This is a genomic window from Methylotenera oryzisoli, from assembly GCF_004661485.1.
Taxonomy (GTDB): domain Bacteria; phylum Pseudomonadota; class Gammaproteobacteria; order Burkholderiales; family Methylophilaceae; genus Methylotenera; species Methylotenera oryzisoli.
The window spans coordinates 144,957-163,856 of the sequence record NZ_PQVH01000005.1 but is presented as its reverse complement, the minus strand read 5'-3'; the positions used below and the strand labels follow the sequence as shown (position 1 = coordinate 163,856).

The 18,900-nt window shown below is 45.1% G+C and carries 14 protein-coding genes; 8 read left to right on the top strand and 6 right to left on the bottom strand.

The features are described 5' to 3' along the window. Nucleotides 1-69: 69 nt before the first annotated feature. A complete protein-coding gene (locus tag C3Y98_RS03025) occupies nucleotides 70-1,560 on the bottom strand; it encodes a YifB family Mg chelatase-like AAA ATPase (protein WP_135276632.1) in 1,491 nt (496 codons plus the stop codon). Nucleotides 1,561-1,565: 5 nt separating this feature from the next. After that, nucleotides 1,566-1,796, bottom strand: coding sequence for an accessory factor UbiK family protein (locus C3Y98_RS03020; protein ID WP_135276631.1), 231 nt, complete (start codon nucleotides 1,794-1,796; stop codon nucleotides 1,566-1,568). Nucleotides 1,797-1,975: 179 nt separating this feature from the next. Between C3Y98_RS03020 and C3Y98_RS03015 the strand changes: the two genes are divergently transcribed. The 3 genes from C3Y98_RS03015 (at nucleotide 1,976) to C3Y98_RS03005 (ending at nucleotide 4,839) form a co-directional block, all read left to right on the top strand. Further along, on the top strand, nucleotides 1,976-2,929 hold the full coding sequence (locus C3Y98_RS03015) for a TorF family putative porin (RefSeq protein WP_135276630.1): 954 nt from the start codon (nucleotides 1,976-1,978) through the stop codon (nucleotides 2,927-2,929). Between the two features lie 63 nt (nucleotides 2,930-2,992). Beyond that, complete coding sequence (locus tag C3Y98_RS03010) at nucleotides 2,993-3,331, top strand: P-II family nitrogen regulator (RefSeq protein WP_015833227.1); 339 nt, start codon at nucleotides 2,993-2,995, stop codon at nucleotides 3,329-3,331. A gap of 11 nt (nucleotides 3,332-3,342) precedes the next feature. Then, nucleotides 3,343-4,839, top strand: a complete 1,497-nt coding sequence (locus C3Y98_RS03005; RefSeq protein WP_135276629.1) for an ammonium transporter — start codon at nucleotides 3,343-3,345, stop codon at nucleotides 4,837-4,839. 186 nt (nucleotides 4,840-5,025) lie between these two features. Here the strand turns inward: C3Y98_RS03005 and C3Y98_RS03000 are convergent, their stop codons facing one another. The 4 genes from C3Y98_RS03000 to C3Y98_RS02985 all read right to left on the bottom strand — a co-directional run bounded on the left by C3Y98_RS03000 (nucleotide 5,026) and on the right by C3Y98_RS02985 (nucleotide 11,129). Beyond that, a complete protein-coding gene (locus C3Y98_RS03000; RefSeq protein WP_135276628.1) occupies nucleotides 5,026-5,265 on the bottom strand; it encodes a hypothetical protein in 240 nt (79 codons plus the stop codon). Between the two features lie 145 nt (nucleotides 5,266-5,410). Beyond that, nucleotides 5,411-6,850, bottom strand: a complete 1,440-nt coding sequence (locus C3Y98_RS02995; RefSeq protein ID WP_135276715.1) for a TolC family protein — start codon at nucleotides 6,848-6,850, stop codon at nucleotides 5,411-5,413. Then, nucleotides 6,840-10,028 (bottom strand): efflux RND transporter permease subunit, encoded by a 3,189-nt coding sequence (locus C3Y98_RS02990; RefSeq protein ID WP_135276627.1) that lies wholly within the window; start codon nucleotides 10,026-10,028, stop codon nucleotides 6,840-6,842. The genes C3Y98_RS02995 and C3Y98_RS02990 overlap by 11 nt, the downstream gene beginning before the upstream one ends. An 18-nt stretch (nucleotides 10,029-10,046) precedes the next feature. Beyond that, a complete protein-coding gene (locus C3Y98_RS02985; RefSeq protein ID WP_135276626.1) occupies nucleotides 10,047-11,129 on the bottom strand; it encodes an efflux RND transporter periplasmic adaptor subunit in 1,083 nt (360 codons plus the stop codon). A 1,043-nt stretch (nucleotides 11,130-12,172) separates the two neighbouring features. Between C3Y98_RS02985 and C3Y98_RS02975 the strand changes: the two genes are divergently transcribed. The 5 genes from C3Y98_RS02975 (at nucleotide 12,173) to C3Y98_RS02955 (ending at nucleotide 18,895) form a co-directional block, all read left to right on the top strand. After that, complete coding sequence (locus tag C3Y98_RS02975; RefSeq protein ID WP_135276624.1) at nucleotides 12,173-12,478, top strand: ArsR/SmtB family transcription factor; 306 nt, start codon at nucleotides 12,173-12,175, stop codon at nucleotides 12,476-12,478. Nucleotides 12,479-12,495: 17 nt separating this feature from the next. Next, complete coding sequence (gene aas, locus C3Y98_RS02970; RefSeq protein ID WP_135276623.1) at nucleotides 12,496-14,622, top strand: bifunctional acyl-ACP--phospholipid O-acyltransferase/long-chain-fatty-acid--ACP ligase; 2,127 nt, start codon at nucleotides 12,496-12,498, stop codon at nucleotides 14,620-14,622. Beyond that, nucleotides 14,609-16,234 carry a hypothetical protein gene (locus tag C3Y98_RS02965; protein WP_135276622.1) on the top strand — a complete coding sequence of 542 codons (1,626 nt, stop codon included), beginning with the start codon at nucleotides 14,609-14,611 and terminating at the stop codon, nucleotides 16,232-16,234. The genes aas and C3Y98_RS02965 overlap by 14 nt, the downstream gene beginning before the upstream one ends. 3 nt (nucleotides 16,235-16,237) lie before the next feature. Beyond that, the gene (locus C3Y98_RS02960; RefSeq protein ID WP_245234299.1) at nucleotides 16,238-17,470 is read left to right on the top strand and encodes an amidohydrolase family protein; all 1,233 of its coding nucleotides are present in this window, start codon (nucleotides 16,238-16,240) and stop codon (nucleotides 17,468-17,470) included. 66 nt (nucleotides 17,471-17,536) lie between these two features. Further along, complete coding sequence (locus tag C3Y98_RS02955) at nucleotides 17,537-18,895, top strand: MFS transporter (protein WP_135276621.1); 1,359 nt, start codon at nucleotides 17,537-17,539, stop codon at nucleotides 18,893-18,895. The last annotated feature ends 5 nt before the right edge of the window (nucleotides 18,896-18,900 follow it).

The following is an 18,900-nucleotide window of genomic DNA, read 5'->3' as shown; positions in this document are numbered from 1 at the left end:
CAAGTATCAGGTTGCTGTAGCTAGTTCTATACTATCTAACGCTATAGTGGGGCGAGTTCGAATACTGCTCTATGCTTCACCACGTCTATATTGCACAGCCTCTGCGATATGGCTAGATTTGATATCAGTATCACCTGCTAAATCGGCAATACTGCGTGCCACTTTTAAAATACGGTGATAAGCGCGTGCGGATAAATTAAGGCGTGATATCGCAGTTTTTAATAATGCTAAACCTGTCGCATCAAGCGCGCAGTGCAACTCTATTTCCGCACTGCCAAGTGCAAAGTTCGCCTTACCTTGGCGGCGCAATTGCGCATCGCGCGCTTTCTCAACGCGGTTACGAATAGCATCACTACTTTCAGCATTGGCAGCCTTGGTGAGCTCGTCCTCTTTTAACGCAGCCACTTCTATATGCAAATCAATCCTATCTAGCAATGGGCCGGAAATTTTGCCTTTATAACGCGCCACCTGATCCGGCGTACAACGGCATTTATTGTTGAAATGCCCCAAATACCCGCAAGGGCAGGGGTTCATGGCAGCGATTAACTGAAACTGTGCAGGAAAATCTGCCTGACGTGCGGCGCGCGAAATGGTGATATGCCCACTTTCCAAAGGCTCGCGTAACACCTCTAATACTTTACGGTCAAACTCAGGTAGCTCATCTAAAAACAAAACCCCGCGATGCGCTAATGAAATTTCACCAGGGCGAGGAACACCGCCGCCGCCCACCAACGCTACGCCAGAAGCAGTGTGATGCGGAGATCTAAATGGCCGCCGCTTCCAATGCTCCACTTTATATTGACCATTAAGCGACTGTAGTGCGGCTGATTCGAGCGCCTCATCTTCTGCCATGCTGGGCAGTATGCCAACAAAGCGACTTGCCAGCATACTCTTACCGGTGCCGGGCGGGCCGCTCATAATCACACTATGACCACCAGCCGCAGCAATCTCCAACGCACGCTTAGGACCGGACTGCCCCTTCACCTCACTAAAGTCAGGATAAATAATCGGTTGCGCTTGGCGCTGCGCATCCAGTTGCACCAATAGTGTGCGTCCGCTTAAATGCGCGCACACTTCTAGCAAATTTTTTGCGGGGTATATGACTGCATCGTTTACCAATGCTGCCTCTAGTGCACTTTCGGTAGGCAAAATAAAGGCGCGCCCACTTTGATAAGACTTATAAGTCATGGCTAACGCACCGCGCACCGGGCGCAATTCACCGGTTAACGCCAGCTCACCTGCGAACTCGTATTGAGATAAAGCAGTTGCTGGAATCTGGCCGCTGGCCGCCAGTATGCCCAGCGCGATAGGTAAATCGTAACGCCCGCTCTCTTTGGGCAAATCTGCAGGAGCCAAATTCACCGTAATGCGTCGTGCAGGAAACTCAAACTGAGCCGTTTGTAAGGCCGCTCGCACGCGGTCTTTACTCTCTTTCACCTCCGCTTCGGGTAAGCCCACGATGGTAAAGCTAGGCAAGCCATTGGCCAGATGCACTTCCACCACCACCTGTGGTGCGTCCATGCCGGTAAGCGCACGACTATACAAGACGGCTAAGCTCATACGGCTTACTTCCCTTCCAACTCAGCCAGCCTGGCCTCTAGCGCCTCTAGCTTTTCGCGCGTATGACGCAGCACCTCTGCCTGCACTTCAAACTCTTCGCGTGTCACAAGCTCCATTTTGGTGAATGCGCCCTTTAATAGTGCATTTAGGTTTTTTTCAACATCAGCCAAAGGTGATGTTGACATTACCTCTTTGATTTTATTAGATATTTCGTTAATTTTATGTGTGTCCAACATATTAAATTCCTTATTAATAAAGTCTAGTTTAGCAGATTATTTATCAGCATTACATAAACGCAACAATCATACAATTCAATATCACATTGATTTTAAACACTTTTATTATTGGCACGGCAATTGCTTAATCAAAATCGTAGAATTTTTAGATAACCTTTTTTTAACTTGGAGTTAATAGCATGCGTAAATCAATACTAACACTAGCTGTTTTAAGCACTCTCGCCCTACCTTCGTTCGTATCAGCGGCAGAAGAACCTGCAGAAACAACAGCTAAAGCACCAGCATCTGACTGGGCGTTAACAACAAATGTTGGCTTTGTATCAGACTACTACGCACGTGGTGTTTCACAAAGCTGGCACAAACCTGCTGCTCAAGCAGGTATTGATGTAACTCACTCAAGCGGCTTTTATGCTGGTGCATGGGGTTCAAATGTATCACCAAACACTTACCCAGACGCAAATGTTGAACTAGACGCATACGCTGGCTACAACGGTACTATTCCTGCTATTGAAGGCTTAGGCTACACCGTGGGTGCTATTGGTTACTTTTATCCGGGCGGTAGCTGGAAAAAGTACAGAGGCTCAACTGCTGTAGATGGCTCTGGCAATCAAATTCCACTAACACCACGTGGTGGTCGCTGGGATACCTATGAAGCTAACTTTGGTTTGTCATACAAATGGCTAAGTGCTAAAGCATCAGTAACACTAGGCGACTGGTATGGCGCTGAAAAGAAAACTGGTTGGGATGGCGGCACTAGCGGTACAACTTATCTTGAGTTGAACGCTGCTTACCCATTGCCATGGGAAGGCCTAACCTTGGTTGGTCACGTTGGTCACTTAAATGTAGCTGGAAAACTTAATTTAAGTTTCCCAAATAGCGCTAGTACATCAATTACTAACGAAACTAATCCTGACTACACAGACTGGAAAGTTGGTTTAAGTAAAGCATTCAAGATTGCTAACTCTGAGGGCTGGAATGCAGGCGTTTATTATGTTGGCAATGATAATGATAGATACTGGGGTGCAAACGGTTACGGTGGCACAAGTTTTAATGGTAAAGGTACAACTACCAAAGCTGCTAGCAAAAACCTAAATGACGACAGACTTATTGTTACTATCGGTCGCACGTTCTAAATTTTTCAGTAGAATAACGGGCGCAGCGCCCGTTATTGTTCTTAACAACTAAAGGAGACATACATGAAATTTGTATCCGCAATTATCAAGCCGTTTAAGCTTGACGAAGTGCGCGAGGCACTTTCAATTATCGGTGTACAGGGCATCACTGTAACCGAAGTGAAGGGTTTTGGACGCCAAAAAGGCCACACAGAGCTGTACCGTGGCGCTGAATACGTAGTAGACTTTTTACCAAAAGTTAAACTAGAAGTAGCGATTAAAGATGAGTTACTAGACCAAGTAGTAGATGCGATTGAAAAATCTGCAGCGACAGGTAAGATTGGCGACGGTAAGATTTTTATCTTTAATCTAGAAGAAGTCTACCGCATTCGTACCGGTGAAACCGGTGTAGAAGCTCTATAAGGGGATCAATAATGAAGAAACTACTCTCGATGTTTGCGTTAGTTACCATGTTGGGTTTCGGCTTCACAGGTAACACATACGCAGAAGACGCTGCGCCAGTGGCTGAAGCCGCGACCGCGGTTGCGCCAGCTGCCGAAGCAGCTGCTGCTGCAGTTGCACCTGCTGCGACAGAAGTTGCTCCGGCAGCTGCGCCTGCACCAGTACCAAACAAAGGTGATACAGCATGGATGTTAATGGCAACCGTACTGGTTAGCTTAATGGTAATTCCTGGTTTGGCATTATTCTATGGTGGCTTGGTTCGTCAAAAAAATATGCTGTCTGTACTCATGCAAGTATTCATGATTTTCTCGCTCATGGGCGTGTTATGGGCAATTTATGGTTACAGCGTTGCATTTACAGGTGGTAGCCCGTACTTTGGCGGCTTAAGCAAAGCATTCTTAGCTGGCGTCACCCCTGATTCATTAGGCGCGACATTCAGCAAAGGTACTTACATTCCTGAATTAGTATTCGTTGCTTTCCAATTAACTTTTGCAGCGATTACGCCAGCATTGATCGTTGGTGCATTTGCTGAGCGCATGAAGTTCTCTGCAATCTTGGCATTCATGGTGCTATGGTTCACATTTGCTTACTTGCCACTAGCACATATGGTTTGGTACTGGGATGGTCCTGATGCGATTACTGATGCAGCTTCACTTGAAACTGTAGTAGCTAACGCAGGCTGGTTATGGGCTAAAGGTGCACTAGACTTTGCAGGCGGTACAGTAGTGCATATCAACGCTGGTGTTGCTGGTTTAGTGGGTGCCATCATGGTTGGTAAACGTATCGGTTACGGTAAAGAAGCGATGACTCCACATAGCCTAACCTTAACTATGGTTGGTGCAGCATTACTATGGGTGGGCTGGTTTGGTTTCAACGCAGGTTCTAACCTTGAAGCTAACGGTTATGCAGCACTTGCTTTAGTAAACACATTTATCGCAACTGGTGCAGCTACATTGTCTTGGACATTCTCTGAGTGGATGCTGAAAAGCAAACCATCAATGTTGGGTGCAGTATCTGGTGCGGTAGCAGGTTTAGTAGCAATTACACCAGCTTGTGGCTTCGTAGGCCCAATGGGTGCAATCGTGATTGGCTTGTTAGTATCACCAATCTGCTACTTCATGGTAGCTAAAGTGAAATACGTACTTGGTTACGATGACGCATTAGATGTATTTGGTATCCACGCAATTGGTGGCGTATTCGGTGCATTAGCAACTGGCGTGTTCGTTAACCCAGCACTAGGTGGTGCAGGTGTGGTTGATTATGTAGCAAATGGCGTAGCAGCTTACGACTTTGGCGCACAAATGACTGCTCAAGTTTATGCAGTAATCACTGCAATCGTGTTATCAGCAGTGGTTTCATTCATTGCTTTCAAAATTGTAGATGTGCTGATTGGCTTACGTGTAAGCGAAGAAGCTGAACGTGAAGGCTTAGATACAAGCCAACACGGTGAGCGTGCATATCACAACTAGTAGTACATAGTTGTAAAGCAAAGGGGCGCAAATGCGCCCCTTTTTTTATACCTAATCACATGCAGGCATTAGTTCAGTATAAGCCTAACCACAAGCAAACGATTATTCAGCAACCTGTTGCACAGACCCTATTAAACTGACAGCACTTGCATTATCACACTATCGCTAGCCTATGGCTTATAGGGCTTACTTAGCCTTGATCTCCATGTATGGCCTCTTACCCAAAAACTGGGTTCTTAACGCATCGTGTTGATGCGATGCCTCATCATCCACGGCTTGATTGGTGCTTACTTTCTTTGTATCTGCCACTTGCATATTAGCCTGCTGTACTTGTGCCGTGCTGGTTTGATCTTTAGCTTCATCCGCACTTGCATTAACACTAACAGCAAGACAAAAAGCATAAATAAATAATGCGAATAACTTCATGAATACTCCTAATTTTTAATATTGGTCATCAACCCGAATGCAGGTAGCGCTAAATCAATCACAATAGCTTATCGTGCAGGGGAGTTGGTTAGCATGATGCAATGCCATTAAAGCGCCATACATCATGCTAAGTGTTAATTGCGAGTTACTTCCAGCCGCCGCCTAGTGCTCGGTATAAATTCACCATTGCACTAATCTGCTTCTGCTTGGTTTCAATCAGCTCACTTTTTGCTTCCAACGCTTCACGCTGGGTTAACAAAATCTCTAAATACTCTGCTCGGGCAGATTTAAAGAGCTGATTCGCCACATCCACAGACTCGGTTAAAGCTTGAACCTGTGTCGTTTTAAGTTGATAATTTTTCTCTAAATTATCAATATTAGACAGCTGGTTAGCGACCTCACCATAGGCATTAATAATGGTCTTCTCATAATCATAAGCAGCCTGTATTTGCGTTGCATTTGCATTTTTATACACGGCTGTAATGGCATTACGATTCACTAATGGCGCCATCATATCGCCCGCCAAGGTGTACATTAAAGACTCTGGCGTATTGAGCAGATACCTAGGGTTGAATGCCTGGAAGCCAACCCCAGCGCGTATCGCGAATGAAGGGTAGAAATTAGCCTTCGCCACTTGAATATTCAAATCGGCCGCCGCTAATTCCAGCTCAGCCTTTCTGATATCAGGACGATTTTCCAACAGCTGTGCAGGCACACCGGCCTGAATCATCTTAGGCTTAATCTCCATAAAGCCTGCACTTGCTCTTTGAATCGGCTGTGGCGTTCTACCGAGTAAGAAGTTAATGCGATTCTCCAGCTCAACTTGCTGCTGTTTAATCACGTACTGTCTACTTTGGTTTTTCTTCACTTCCGCTTCAAAGCGCTTCACCGCCAGCGAGGTTGCTCTAGCGTACTTTTTAAGCTCTTTGGTCACTTCTAGCGCATTCTGCTGGATCTTAATATTCTGCTCTAAGTTATCCAGCTGATTATCTAGCGCGATCAGCTCATAATAAGCATTGGCAATTTCCGCAACCAAGTTAGTTACTAAGAAATTTTTGCCCTCTATCGAGGCCATGTATTCCATGCCGGCAACTTTTGTGGCGTTTCTCAGTTTCTTCCAAACGTCTAACTCCCAAGAGGAATACAAACCAAATTGATAATTAGGCAAAGGGTCCGGAAAGGCCTTGCCCTCTTTGATTTCCAGACTTTCCTCTACCGCGCCATTTCGCGTAAAGCGGCCAACCTTCTCAACTTCTGCACCCGCGCCGAAGCTCACGAATGGCAGATACTCACCACGTCGTGCCTGAATCTCATTTTTGGCCATGCTGATGCGCTGGGCCATGATATTCACTTCTTTGTTGTTGGCAATTGCAGTGTCTATCAAGCCCGGCAAATAGGCGTCGTCAAAAAAATCTTTCCAGTTCACATTGGCAGTATTTTCGGTACTTTGCGCTTGGTTATTAAATTGCTCAGGCAGCTTAGTGTCCGCCTTTTTAGTTGTTAATAAAGGGATGGAACACGCCTGCATCGAGAGGGCTAACGCCCCCGCGACCGCCAATCGAATATAAATAGGTTTATTTGTCATCATCTTTATCTTCATCTTTATTGTAGTGATATAGCTCTGTAAGAGGTTTGAACTCTTCGTTTTTAATCAATGATTTGCCTTCTTCCATTTTTGCAAATAGATAGTAGAGGCCAGGAATCAAGATCACGCCAAAGACAGTACCGAACAGCATGCCACCTAACGCTGAGCTACCAATCGTACGGTTACCAACAGCACCCGCACCCGTTGCAACCACTAATGGAATCAAGCCTGCAATAAATGCAAACGACGTCATCAGAATTGGGCGGAAACGCGCTCTTGCGCCTTCAATGGCAGCTTCAGCAATCGACATACCTTGCTCATGTTTTTGTACCGCAAACTCCACAATCAACACGGCATTTTTGCCCAGCAAGCCCACCAGCATCACCAGCCCCAGCTGCGCATAAACATCATTGGCAAGGCCCAGTGTTTTAAGCAGGAAGAAGGTACCAAACACACCCGCCGGTAATGACAGAATCACGGCTAACGGGAGCAAGAAGCTTTCATACTGCGCGGCCAGCACCATGTATACGAAAACCAAGACCACTGCAAAAATGATCATCGCCTCGTTACCACGTTTAGCTTCATCAAAGGACAGGCCTTCCCAGCCAATGTCATAGCCATGTGGCAAGGTTGCCGCAGCCACTTCTTGTACCGCCTTAATCGCATCATCGGTGGTGTAGCCTTTAGCTGGCGTTGCACGAATCGTGGCTGAGTTATACAAGTTGTAACGGGTAATTTCGTTTGGCCCTTGTATTTTCTTCATTTTCATAAAGGATGAATAAGGCACCATTTCACCTTCTTCATTTTTCACGTAATAATTCAAAATATCACTTGGATATCTACGGAACTCTGGGCCTGACTGCGTATACACCCGGAAGAAGTTATTGAAGCGAATAAAGCCTTGCTCAAAGGTACTACCAATCAAGATATTGAGGTTATCCATTGCCTTACCAATAGACACGCCTTTTTGCATGGCAGCCTTATTATCAATGTCTAACTCATATTGTGGATAATTGGCGGCGTAAAACGTGAACAAGCCTGTCAGTTCTTTACGCTTACCTAATTCCGCCATAAAGTCCTGATTAATCTTGTCAAACTCGTGGTAATCCGTGCCATTGGTTTTATCTAACAAACGCAACGCCAAACCAGAGGCTGCGCCATAGCCAGGTACCGCAGGTGGCTCGAAGAACTCGACGATTGCACCAAAGTTTTTGGTTTTCTCTTCCAGCTCTTCAATAATTTGCTGCACAGATTTGTCGCGTTTTGACCAATCCTTCAAGTTAATCAGACAAGTACCGGCATTAGAACCACGACCTTCGGTCAGAATCTCATAACCCGCCAAGGCAGATACAGACTCAATCCCTTCAATCTTCTTAGCCTCTACCTGCAACGCACGCGCCACCTTATTGGTAGCTTCCAGCGTAGTGCCCGGTGGCGTTTGAATAATTGCGTAAATTTGCCCCTGATCTTCTCCTGGAATGAAACCAGCAGGTAAGGTCTTATTGATAGTAAATGTCGCAAAAGAAAAACCTACCAAGGCTAAAATAGTCACTACTCTTAGCGTAACGATTTTGCTCAAGAAGTTGGTGTAGCGCCCTGTCAGTTTCTCAAACAGGTGGTTAAATACATCGATGAAATAGCCAATCGGTGTTTTTCTTTTAACGTGCCCATGATGATTTTTCAGCAACATCGCGCACAACACTGGTGTAAGTGATAGCGCAACCACACCAGAAATCACGATAGACGCAGCCATGGTAATAGAAAACTGACGGTAAAACACGCCCACAGGCCCGGTCATAAACGCAACTGGCACAAACACCGCAGTCATCACCAAGGTAATCGCTACAATCGCACCGCCAATTTCACCCAATACTTGCTGAGTTGCCTTATATGGGCTTAATTCAGCATTTTCTTCCATTTTGGCATGCACCGCCTCTACCACCACGATCGCATTATCGACCACAATACCAATCGCCAGCACCAGCGCGAACAGGGTAATCAGGTTAATGGTAATGCCAAATATCTGCATGCAGAAGAACGTACCAATCAAGGATACCGGCACCGCCAAGATAGGAATTAAGGTAGAGCGCCAATCCCCAAGGAAGATAAACACCACCAAGGCCACTAAGATAAACGCCTCAACCAGCGTATGTAGTACCTTTTCAATCGAAGCATCTAGGAATTTAGAAACGTCATAGTCGATTTCATATTCCATACCCGCAGGGAAAGTGCCTTTTAGCTCCTCCATTTTTTCCTTAACCTGCTCAATGACTTCACTCGCGTTACTGCCGTAGTTCTGCTTTAAAATAATCGCAGAGGATGGATAGCCATCTTTATTTGAGTAAATATCAAAGAACTCACTGCCTAACTCCACCTTGGCAATATCTTTAAGTTTTAAGATTTCGCCATCAGAGTTTGCACGGATAATAATGTCTTCATATTGTTCAGGCTTGTTATAGCGGCCTTGGTAAACCAGTACGTACTCTTTAGACTGTGCTGCAATGCCTGAGCTTTGACCCAACCGACCCGGGCGGCCAATAATGCTCTGCTCGTTCATGGCCTTCATCACTTCTTCAACCGAGACTTTATAAGCACGCATTCTGTCCGGGTTTAGCCAAATACGCATCGCATATTGGCGGCTACCAAGAATCTTCGCGCTGGCAATCCCGTTTACACGCTGTATCTCAGGAATCAGATTGACGTTAGCGTAGTTGTATAAAAACTTCTCATCAGCATCTTTATCTTTACTGAACAAGTTGATATACATCAGCATACTAGGCTGCACACGCTCTACTACTACGCCCTCTAACTGCACTAACTCAGGCAAGCGGCTCATGACCTGATCCAAACGCGTTTTGACGTTAATCATTGCCTGGTTCGGGTCAGTCCCTAAGCCAAAAATTACCTGGATTGTCGCTTCACCTGCACTGGTCGCATCTGACACGATGTACTTCATGCCAGGCACACCGTTAATAGCGCGCTCAATCGTAATTAAAGATGATTGCACCAATACATCGGCACTCGCACCTGGGTAGGCTAAAGACACAATGACGCGCGGCGGCGCAATGTCAGGAAACTGCGAAGTCGGTAGCGTCCTAATCGACAAAAATCCAAGAAAGACAATAATCAGTGACAGCACAATCGCCATCACCGGTCTTTTGATAAATATATTAAACATATAGGGTCTCTTCTTTCACTATTCGGCGTGAAGTTCTAATTGTGAAAGTACTTTCTCTGGCGCGACAAAATTAACGCCGATTTTCTGGCCGTTATGTACCTTGCGCAAACCCTCTACTAAGACCTTGTCATCATCTTTCAAGCCACTTTTCACAACAAACACATGTGGCAATTCAGCAGCGATGGTAATCAGCCTTTGCTCCAGCTTGTTCTCTTTGTTCACTACATAGACATAGGTTTTGTCCAGTATTTCAAAGGTCGCTTTTTGTGGGATAAGCATGGCGTTTTTGTAAGGGATGTCGATGAGGATATTGCCGGTCTCACCATGACGAAGAATTTGATTCGGGTTCGCAAATACAGCCCTAAATTCGATGTTGCCGGTTTTGTTGTCAAAATCCGCTTCTATGGTTTCAATCACCCCTGGCTGATCAAACATTTCACCATTCGCCATTTTCAACTTAACGTTAACGGGTGCTTTTGTCGTTTTGGCAATCTTATAATCCAGATACTCTGACTCAGGCACATTGAAGTAAACCCACATTTTGCTGATGTCAGATAGCGTAGTTAATAAGTCACCTTCATCCACCAGACTACCGTTTCGCGCATTGAAGTGATCCATCACACCACTAAATGGCGCGTTAATATCGGTAAAGTTTAGATGCGTTTGTGCAAGCTTAACCTCGGCCTCGGCTTTATCCAACCTAGCCCTAGCTAGCGCCAGTTCATTTGGGGAAACGATGTTTTTTTCTGATAGGGATTTAGTATTTTGATACTCAATCCGCACCACTTCAGCCTCAGCTTTAGCTTTTTGCAAATCCACTTGGTACAGGTTCGGCATGATTTTAAACATGCGCTGACCTTGCTTCACCGCCTGGCCTTCATCTACAAAAATGTCTTGTAGATAGCCACGCTCTAGCGCTCTTAATTCAATATGCCTGAACGCATGAATCTGGCTCACATACTCTTTAACAATGGCGGTGTCTTTACGTAGAGGTTGTGTGACCTCAAGCTTGGCCTCCTCCTCTTTTGCCTCTTCTGAATGGTGGCAGCCAGTAATGAGCAATACGGTAAGGCCTAATGCTACAAACAATTTATTAATCATATTAATTTCTAATTTCTAAAATTTAAAAAAGATTTGAAGCTCAACTATGTTGTTTTAGCAGCTTCAGTAGCCGCTAGATTGTTGTGATTACACCAAGAATAAAAACACGAGGTGAGACATGCACAGACAAGCAGAGGCGACTTTGCTAAATACAGTCAGTAAAACAATTGATTTGGAGACGATGGCTTAACGCATATTCAGTGCTTGAAACATACGCAAAATCATCACCGCGGGTGCGGTGCGCATCGGCTATATGCAAAGCAAGATGTAATACATGACCAGTCTGTTAAATCTGAGCGGCAACGTAATGCCAACCCATGTTAAACCGACTAGTTGAGTGGGGGAGAGCGGGGTCGTACGTGAGAAAGAAAGGTCAAACGAGGGAAGACCTCGTTCAAAAATACAAATGAGATAAAAAATACACTAGCGAAAATAAAGACAATGCTGGACAACATGATGTCCCGCGGCGGCCTATCCTGCGGAGGAGGCTCGGAGTCACCCGTTGCGCCCTGTATTTCGGCTACACGTAAGCGCGGCGCATCGTCGTTATATGAAGAACTATCTGAGAACTGGGCCAGAAAAACAAATCCGAGCACAGCAATCAGCACTGTTAGTGATAACAGTCTGATTCTAAACGCTACTGAATTTAAGTTTTGGTCCATAAGGTTGTTTGTACAATCCTGATTTTGTATAAATATTAAGCAAAGTGACGCTTAATTATTTGGAAACATACTATATCAAAAGCACCACTTTAACAATGATTCAATCACATACGACTAAAATGTTGTCAATAATCGCGCGTTGCTAGCGCCAGCCGGCAACTGAATAAATAAAACCAGCAAATCAAAACCGTGCTGATTGGACAGGCCAAAGCCAAATAGTTCAAAACCGCATGGTGATATCACTGCCGCAGTATAAATCAGCGTTAGAATTTCAAGTCTTGCTAAGCGGAATTGCGGATGTCTAGCTATTAGCTTATGAATCAACTTCGCTTTATATAAAATCCGCTTGACTTTCATAACTAAATAACTAATTATTTAGTTATGAAGAGTGTGACAGAAATTCCAACTAGCTTTAAAGATACCGCGGATATTTTCATCGCGTTAGGTGATGAGCATCGGCAACTGATTCTGCTTGCCTTTGAAAAGGGTGAGAAACTGAACATTATGCAAATTGTTTCCACCACCACACTCAGCCGCACCGCAGTGACGCATCACCTAAAAGTATTACATCGCGCAGGCGTGTTAGCGTCAGAAAAAATAGGCAAAGAAGTCTTTTTCTGGATTAATAGCCCGCTAATTGCCAATGCTCTGCAACAAGTACTGCATTACATCCAAAACGAAACCTAATAACAAATGGAGAAAATATGATTGCAACGCTGTTACAACTGGTTTGCCGCATTCTTTTCAGAGTAGATGTCTCTGGAGTTGCCAACCTACCAAAACAAGGCAAGTTGTTGATTATTGCAAACCACGAATCATTTTTAGATGGCTTGCTACTAGGCTTATTTTTGCCGATTCGTGCCACGTTTGTAGTGCATACCACCGTACTGAACCATTGGCTATTTAGACAAATATTACGCCTTACTCCTTATTTGGCGGTAGACCCGACCTCACCGCTCGCCATGAAAAAAGTCATTAAGTTGCTGGAAGCTGGCAAACCTGTGGTGATATTCCCCGAGGGGCGCATCACGCTCACCGGCTCATTAATGAAGGTCTATGATGGCCCCGGCTTTGTTGCCGCAAAAACAGACGCGATGATTTTACCGGTGCGCATTGACGGTGCAGCCCGCTCTTACTTTAGCCGCCTCCGTGGCAGCCACCCAAGAAGGTTATTTCCCAAAGTCACCATCAGCATCTTGCCGATACGCCACATTAGCATGCCACAAGCACACACCGCCAAAGCCAGACGCAGACTAGCCGGTGACGCCATGCGCCGTGAAATGCAAAATATGCTGTTTAGTTCGGTGCCTATCAGCACCTTGTTTAGTGCATTTCTCGATGCGGTTAAAACCTACGGACGCAGCACCATGCTCGTGGAAGACATGCGTCAAGTTGAGGAAAGCTATGGGGACTTATTGAAAAAGAGCCTTGCCTTAGGACGGCTCACCAACAAAATCAGCAGCAAGCATGAAAACATTGGCGTACTCATGCCCAATGTCACTAATACGATTTGCCTGATATTTGGCATGAGTGCCTTTGGCCGGGTGCCCGCAATGCTGAACTACACCGCAGGCAGCGCTGGCATTCAAAATGCCTGTACTGCAGCCAGTGTTAAAACCATCATTAGCTCTCGTGAGTTCATTAAAACCGCCAAGTTGGAAGAGGTCATCTCCGGCTTAAAAAATATCAACATTGTCTATCTTGAAGAGCTATTCAAACAATTCACCTGGGTAGATAAATTATGGCTAATGGGCTTTGCATTATGGCTACCTAGACTGGCTGTCAATAAAGGTCAATCACATGACCCTGCTGTCGTGCTGTTTACATCCGGCTCCGAAGGAAAACCCAAGGGAGTCGTGCATACGCACACTAGTATCTTGGCGAATATTGCACAGATTAAATCCGTGATTGATTTTTCCATGCAAGACAAATTCATGATGGTGCTACCGCTGTTCCATGCGTTTGGCTTTACTTGCGGCGCAATCATGCCGCTAGTTGCGGGCAGTAAACTATTTGTCTATCCATCACCATTACATTACCGCGTGATCCCAGAGGTGATTTACGACCGCGGCTGTACTGTGCTGTTTGGTACCAGCACTTTCTTAGCTAACTATGCAAAATTCGCTAATCCGTATGACTTTTATAAACTACGTTATGTAGTCGCTGGTGCAGAAAAACTCAACGAAGAGGTGCGTAAAACCTGGGTAGATAAATTTGGTATCCGCATACTAGAAGGCTATGGCGCTACCGAATGTGCTCCAGTACTTGCTGTGAACACGCCGATGGCCAACAAACTAGGCTCAGTAGGCACGCTGATGCCTAGCCTAGAATCCAAACTAGAAAGTGTCCCCGGTATTGAGCATGGTGGTTTGCTCTCGGTGCGCGGGCCAAACGTGATGCGCGGTTATTATTTATTTGATCATCCCGGCGTCATACAAGCACCAAAAGACCAGTGGTATAACACTGGCGATATTGTAGAAATTGATGATGATGGCTTTGTGTTTATCAAAGGTCGCGTCAAACGCTTTGCCAAAGTAGCGGGCGAAATGGTTTCTCTGGAAACGGTAGAAAGCATTGCCAACCATGCCTCACCACAACATCAACATGCGGCCACGACCAGCCCAGATCTACAACGTGGCGAAAATATCATTCTCTACACTACAGACAAGTCACTCAGCAGAGAGCAGCTAGGTAATAGTGCAAAAACACTAGGCAGCCCAGAACTTGCCATTGCACGTAAGATTATCCTGATAGAGGGGCTACCGTTATTAGGCACCGGAAAAACCGACTATGTAACTTTGAAGCAGATGACAGAAAATGAAAAACAATAATTCAAGAACTAAAACATTAGCTATTGGCGTATCGATTATCACGACTTTATATAGTTTAACGAGCGTAGCAGAGAGTCCCTTTAGTAATGCATTAAACGAAAATAATTTGCTAGGCCTCTACCGCACCAATCAATTCCAGCTGAATCAGGGCGCTTGCAAGAATTGCGCGATAACGCCGCAAGCATCCTGGTTTTTCGAGCAGGAAACCATTGCCATACCACTGAGCAACGCACACAGTTTTGATCCAAGTTTAAGTGCTCAAGATGATGTCAAACAATGGGCTAAACGCCAACCAGTAACCAACACTATGCCGCCTTTGGTATGGCTAGGCTCGCCACATGTTGCTGTGGGTAAGCTCAGTCGAGATGGAAAATTTCTGGAAAGTGAAAATAGCAAAATTCAGCTATCGATTACACCAAAAATCCAAAGCAATCAGTCTTACTACAGCAATGCTAGTGAACAGCATTTCGCTGGTCGCAATTTAGTCATGCGAGGCACGGCGAATCAAACCCATTTTACTGCACGCAGTATTTGGCCATTGGATTACAACCTAGATTTGAATCAAATCCCCTACCAACCACTTGCAAATCAGGAAACGATTGCCAGTTTAATACGTGAACAAAATGGTGGTGCATCAGCACCTTTTTCTGCGCGTATTTTGTATAAAAATCCTAATCTGACTAGCTTGCAAAACAAGTCTGTATTGAGCTTTGTACTTAATGGCGCACAGGGTGACGATGATGAAGCGCATGGTGGCCACTTCGCAGTTGCTACCGGCCGCTTTGGTGCACAGGGTGAGTGGCATGATTGGCTGGTCAATAACTTCTACAACCTAGGCTCCGTTAGCGAAAAAGGTATTATTGCCGCCAGTTTACCGATGGATAGCTATCAAGGTGATTTAAATAGTGGCCAGTCTTGGTACCGTCCATCCTATATGCTGGTGGCGGTACTAAAAAGTGATCGTAGTGCAGCCACCTATCAAAGTGCAGTTAACCGCGTCATGCAGCATTTTTACCGTCAAGATTTCTTATACCGTCACGCCGGGGTCAATTGCGCTGGTATTAATTTGGAAACTTTACGCTCGCTTGAATGGAATATCCCCAAGCTTGGTGCAACCAATTTACCAAAAGCCTTTGCTGCACTGCCATATAAAGCACTGAGCGATATGAGCTTGGAAAGTGGCCTTAAAGCATATGACTACCTGAGCGCAGAACAAACCAATTTATATCCTTTTGTCGCATTTGAAAGTATAGGTAATGATTTATTGAGTCGTATTGCTAAGAATCAGGCGAATAGCGCATTTGAAAAACAACTGGCAGAAGACCTTGAAGCGATTATTTATGTGCATATCCCGCAATTTCCTTCTTCTCGAGCCATGGGTCTGGCACCCGTTGCTTCTTTGGATGAGTATATTGAACGTACTCCAGCGGATATGTCGCAATGGAAAATTATCCCGGTAGGCGCACGTCATTTTCCTGACAATTTAAAAGACAAAAATGCACCAACTGAGCCAACTCGCCCTGCCTACTATGGCTTAATGGCATGGCTAGTCATTTTGATATTGGCGCTGCTAGGCGTGCGAAATATTTTCCAAAAATTACGTAAAAAATAATTAATGATGAACCGCAGACAATTTTTACTTGGGCTATCAGCCATTGGTGCCAGCGGCCTTACGATTGCCGGGGCGAGATATTGGCCGGAATCAGGCTTTACCAACCCATGTTTCAGCCATATACCGGATGAATTAAAGCAGCATCCACTGATGCAGAAAATATGGGCGGATATAGATGCCGCACAAGTATGGGATACCCATGCCCATATTATCGGCACAGGCAATAGCGGTAGTGGTGTGAGGTACAACCCGGATATGGATAGCTGGTCACACCCCATTTTGAAAATCCAAAAAGATTTCTACATGAATGGCGGCTGTATTACTAGTGACCACGAAGATGAAACCTTCATCGCCCGCATGGTAGATTTGTCCGCTGACATGCCTGCTGGCTACAAAACTATGTTATTTGCGTTTGACTGGACGCACAACGCACAAGGCGAGCCTGAAAAAGCGCACTCTATCTTTCATATTCCTAACAGCTATGCTGCGAGCATTGCCAAACAATATCCGCAATACTTTGAATGGGTGGCGTCTATCCATCCTTATCGGCCAAATGCTATAGACACATTAGAAAGTGCGAAAGCTAACGGCGCACGTGCAATTAAATGGCTGCCTTCTGGTATGGGTATAGATCCCAGTTCGCCCAAGTGTGACAAGTTCTATCAAAAGCTTGCCGAACTAAACCTGCCTATAATTAGCCATACAGGACGTGAGAGCGCAGTGCAGGGCGGTGACCAGTCTTTCGGCAATCCATTACACATGAGGCGTGCGCTGGATGCTGGGGTACGTGTGGTACTTGCACACTGCGCAAGTGATGGTCATGACGAGGATTTGGATAACCACGGAAAAACTATCAAAAGTTTTGAGCTGTTTACAAGAATCATGGATACGACTGCTTATGCAAAGCTAGCATTCGGTGAGATATCAGCCATTACTTTAATTAATCATGCTTGGGTGATTAAACCATTACTGCAACGCCCAGATTGGCATGCTCGCCTACTCAACGGTTCTGACTATCCATTACCAGGCATAATGCCCCTAATTTCCATCAAACAATTGATGCGTGCGGGACTATTAGAAGAATCACACTTATTATTCCTACAAACCTTGCGCGATTACAATCCATTAATGTTTGATTTTGCCGTAAAACGACTCATCCAATTTAATGGCGCTAGTTTTGGTCGCAAAGTTTTTGAAACCAGAGCATTTTTTGATAATGCCACGACAAATACATAGCTAGCCAACATATTCTCTATACCCAATAAAGATTCAAAATAAATCCAATAACAAAAGGCCAAACCCATGAGCAACCAGTTTCAATTGATGCGAGAAAAACGTTTTCGTCCATTTTTCTTTACCCAGTTTTTAGGCGCATTTAACGATAATGTTTTTAAAACTGCACTGATCACACTGGTGGCATTTCACACGGCTAAACTCACCTCCATAGACGGCAGCACACTTGCGACTTTGCTACCGGGCTTGTTTATTCTGCCATTTTTTCTGTTCTCGGCCACGGCGGGGCAATTAGCAGACAAATATGAAAAGTCACAAATCATCCGCTTAGTTAAGGTGTTTGAAATAGGCATCATGTTATTTGCCAGTGCAGGTTTTTTTCTGCATAACATCTGGCTGTTAGCCACGGCGTTATTGATGATGGGCATGCATTCCACACTGTTTGGGCCAGTGAAATATGCCTACTTACCGCAACACTTGAACGAGCATGAAATCGTGGGTGGTAACGGCATGGTGGAAATGGGCAGTTTTGTGGCGATTTTACTTGGGCAAGTACTGGGTGCGTGGCTCGCCATGCAAAACGGGCATGCCACATTAACCAGCATCACCGTGTTAGGCATCGCCATACTGGGCTACTGGACTAGCCGCGGCGTACCAAACTCACCGGCGGCCGCGCCAGACCTGACCATCAACTGGAACCCAATCACCGAAACCTACAGAAACATCAAGTTTATCTGGCAGCACCAAGCCATCTGGCTCACCATTATTGCTATTTCTTGGTTCTGGTTTTATGGTGCAACGCTATTGGCGCAATTCCCTAACTTTGCAAAAAACATACTGCACGGGGATGAAAGCCTATTCATTTTATTACTGTCAATTTTTTCATTGGGTATAGGCATAGGCTCACTGATGTGTGAAAAGCTTTCTAAGGGGAAGGTGGAGCTTGGTCTGGTACTATTTGGTGCGTCCGGGTTAACCGTATTCGGTGTTGATTTATATTTTTCCAGTGTAAGCATCTATGAAAGCTTGAACAATAAAGCCTTGTTTGATTATGTAGCGTTTATTGCAAAACACTACGATGCAGAAGGGGGCTTAATTCTCACTTATTGGCGCTTACTTGCAGATATCGCATTGATTGGTGTTTTTGGTGGTTTATATATCGTGCCACTGTACGCATTCATCCAAACCCGCGCGGAGAAAAGCCATCAATCACGCGTGATTGCAGCCAATAACATTCTCAATGCACTGTTCATGGTGACTTCGGCGTTATTTTCAGTGCAGGTTTTCAATATGGGATTGAACATTCCACAGTTGTTTTTAGTCACAGCACTGCTCAATGTCATCATCATGATGTATTTATGCATTCGACAGCCTGTTTACTTGCAGGCGTTTATCAGTTGGCTAAGACCCCGTCATAAACGCCTCTAAACATC

Bases quoted from the DNA above. Each gene is read 5' to 3' on its own strand.
- C3Y98_RS03025 (WP_135276632.1), bottom strand. From the start codon at position 1,560: ATGAGCTTAGCCGTCTTGTATAGTCGTGCGCTTACCGGCATGGACGCA.
- C3Y98_RS03020 (WP_135276631.1), bottom strand. From the start codon at position 1,796: ATGTTGGACACACATAAAATTAACGAAATATCTAATAAAATCAAAGAG.
- C3Y98_RS03015 (WP_135276630.1), top strand. From the start codon at position 1,976: ATGCGTAAATCAATACTAACACTAGCTGTTTTAAGCACTCTCGCCCTA.
- C3Y98_RS03010 (WP_015833227.1), top strand. From the start codon at position 2,993: ATGAAATTTGTATCCGCAATTATCAAGCCGTTTAAGCTTGACGAAGTG.
- C3Y98_RS03005 (WP_135276629.1), top strand. From the start codon at position 3,343: ATGAAGAAACTACTCTCGATGTTTGCGTTAGTTACCATGTTGGGTTTC.
- C3Y98_RS03000 (WP_135276628.1), bottom strand. From the start codon at position 5,265: ATGAAGTTATTCGCATTATTTATTTATGCTTTTTGTCTTGCTGTTAGT.
- C3Y98_RS02995 (WP_135276715.1), bottom strand. From the start codon at position 6,850: ATGACAAATAAACCTATTTATATTCGATTGGCGGTCGCGGGGGCGTTA.
- C3Y98_RS02990 (WP_135276627.1), bottom strand. From the start codon at position 10,028: ATGTTTAATATATTTATCAAAAGACCGGTGATGGCGATTGTGCTGTCA.
- C3Y98_RS02985 (WP_135276626.1), bottom strand. From the start codon at position 11,129: ATGATTAATAAATTGTTTGTAGCATTAGGCCTTACCGTATTGCTCATT.
- C3Y98_RS02975 (WP_135276624.1), top strand. From the start codon at position 12,173: ATGAAGAGTGTGACAGAAATTCCAACTAGCTTTAAAGATACCGCGGAT.
- aas (WP_135276623.1), top strand. From the start codon at position 12,496: ATGATTGCAACGCTGTTACAACTGGTTTGCCGCATTCTTTTCAGAGTA.
- C3Y98_RS02965 (WP_135276622.1), top strand. From the start codon at position 14,609: ATGAAAAACAATAATTCAAGAACTAAAACATTAGCTATTGGCGTATCG.
- C3Y98_RS02960 (WP_245234299.1), top strand. From the start codon at position 16,238: ATGATGAACCGCAGACAATTTTTACTTGGGCTATCAGCCATTGGTGCC.
- C3Y98_RS02955 (WP_135276621.1), top strand. From the start codon at position 17,537: ATGAGCAACCAGTTTCAATTGATGCGAGAAAAACGTTTTCGTCCATTT.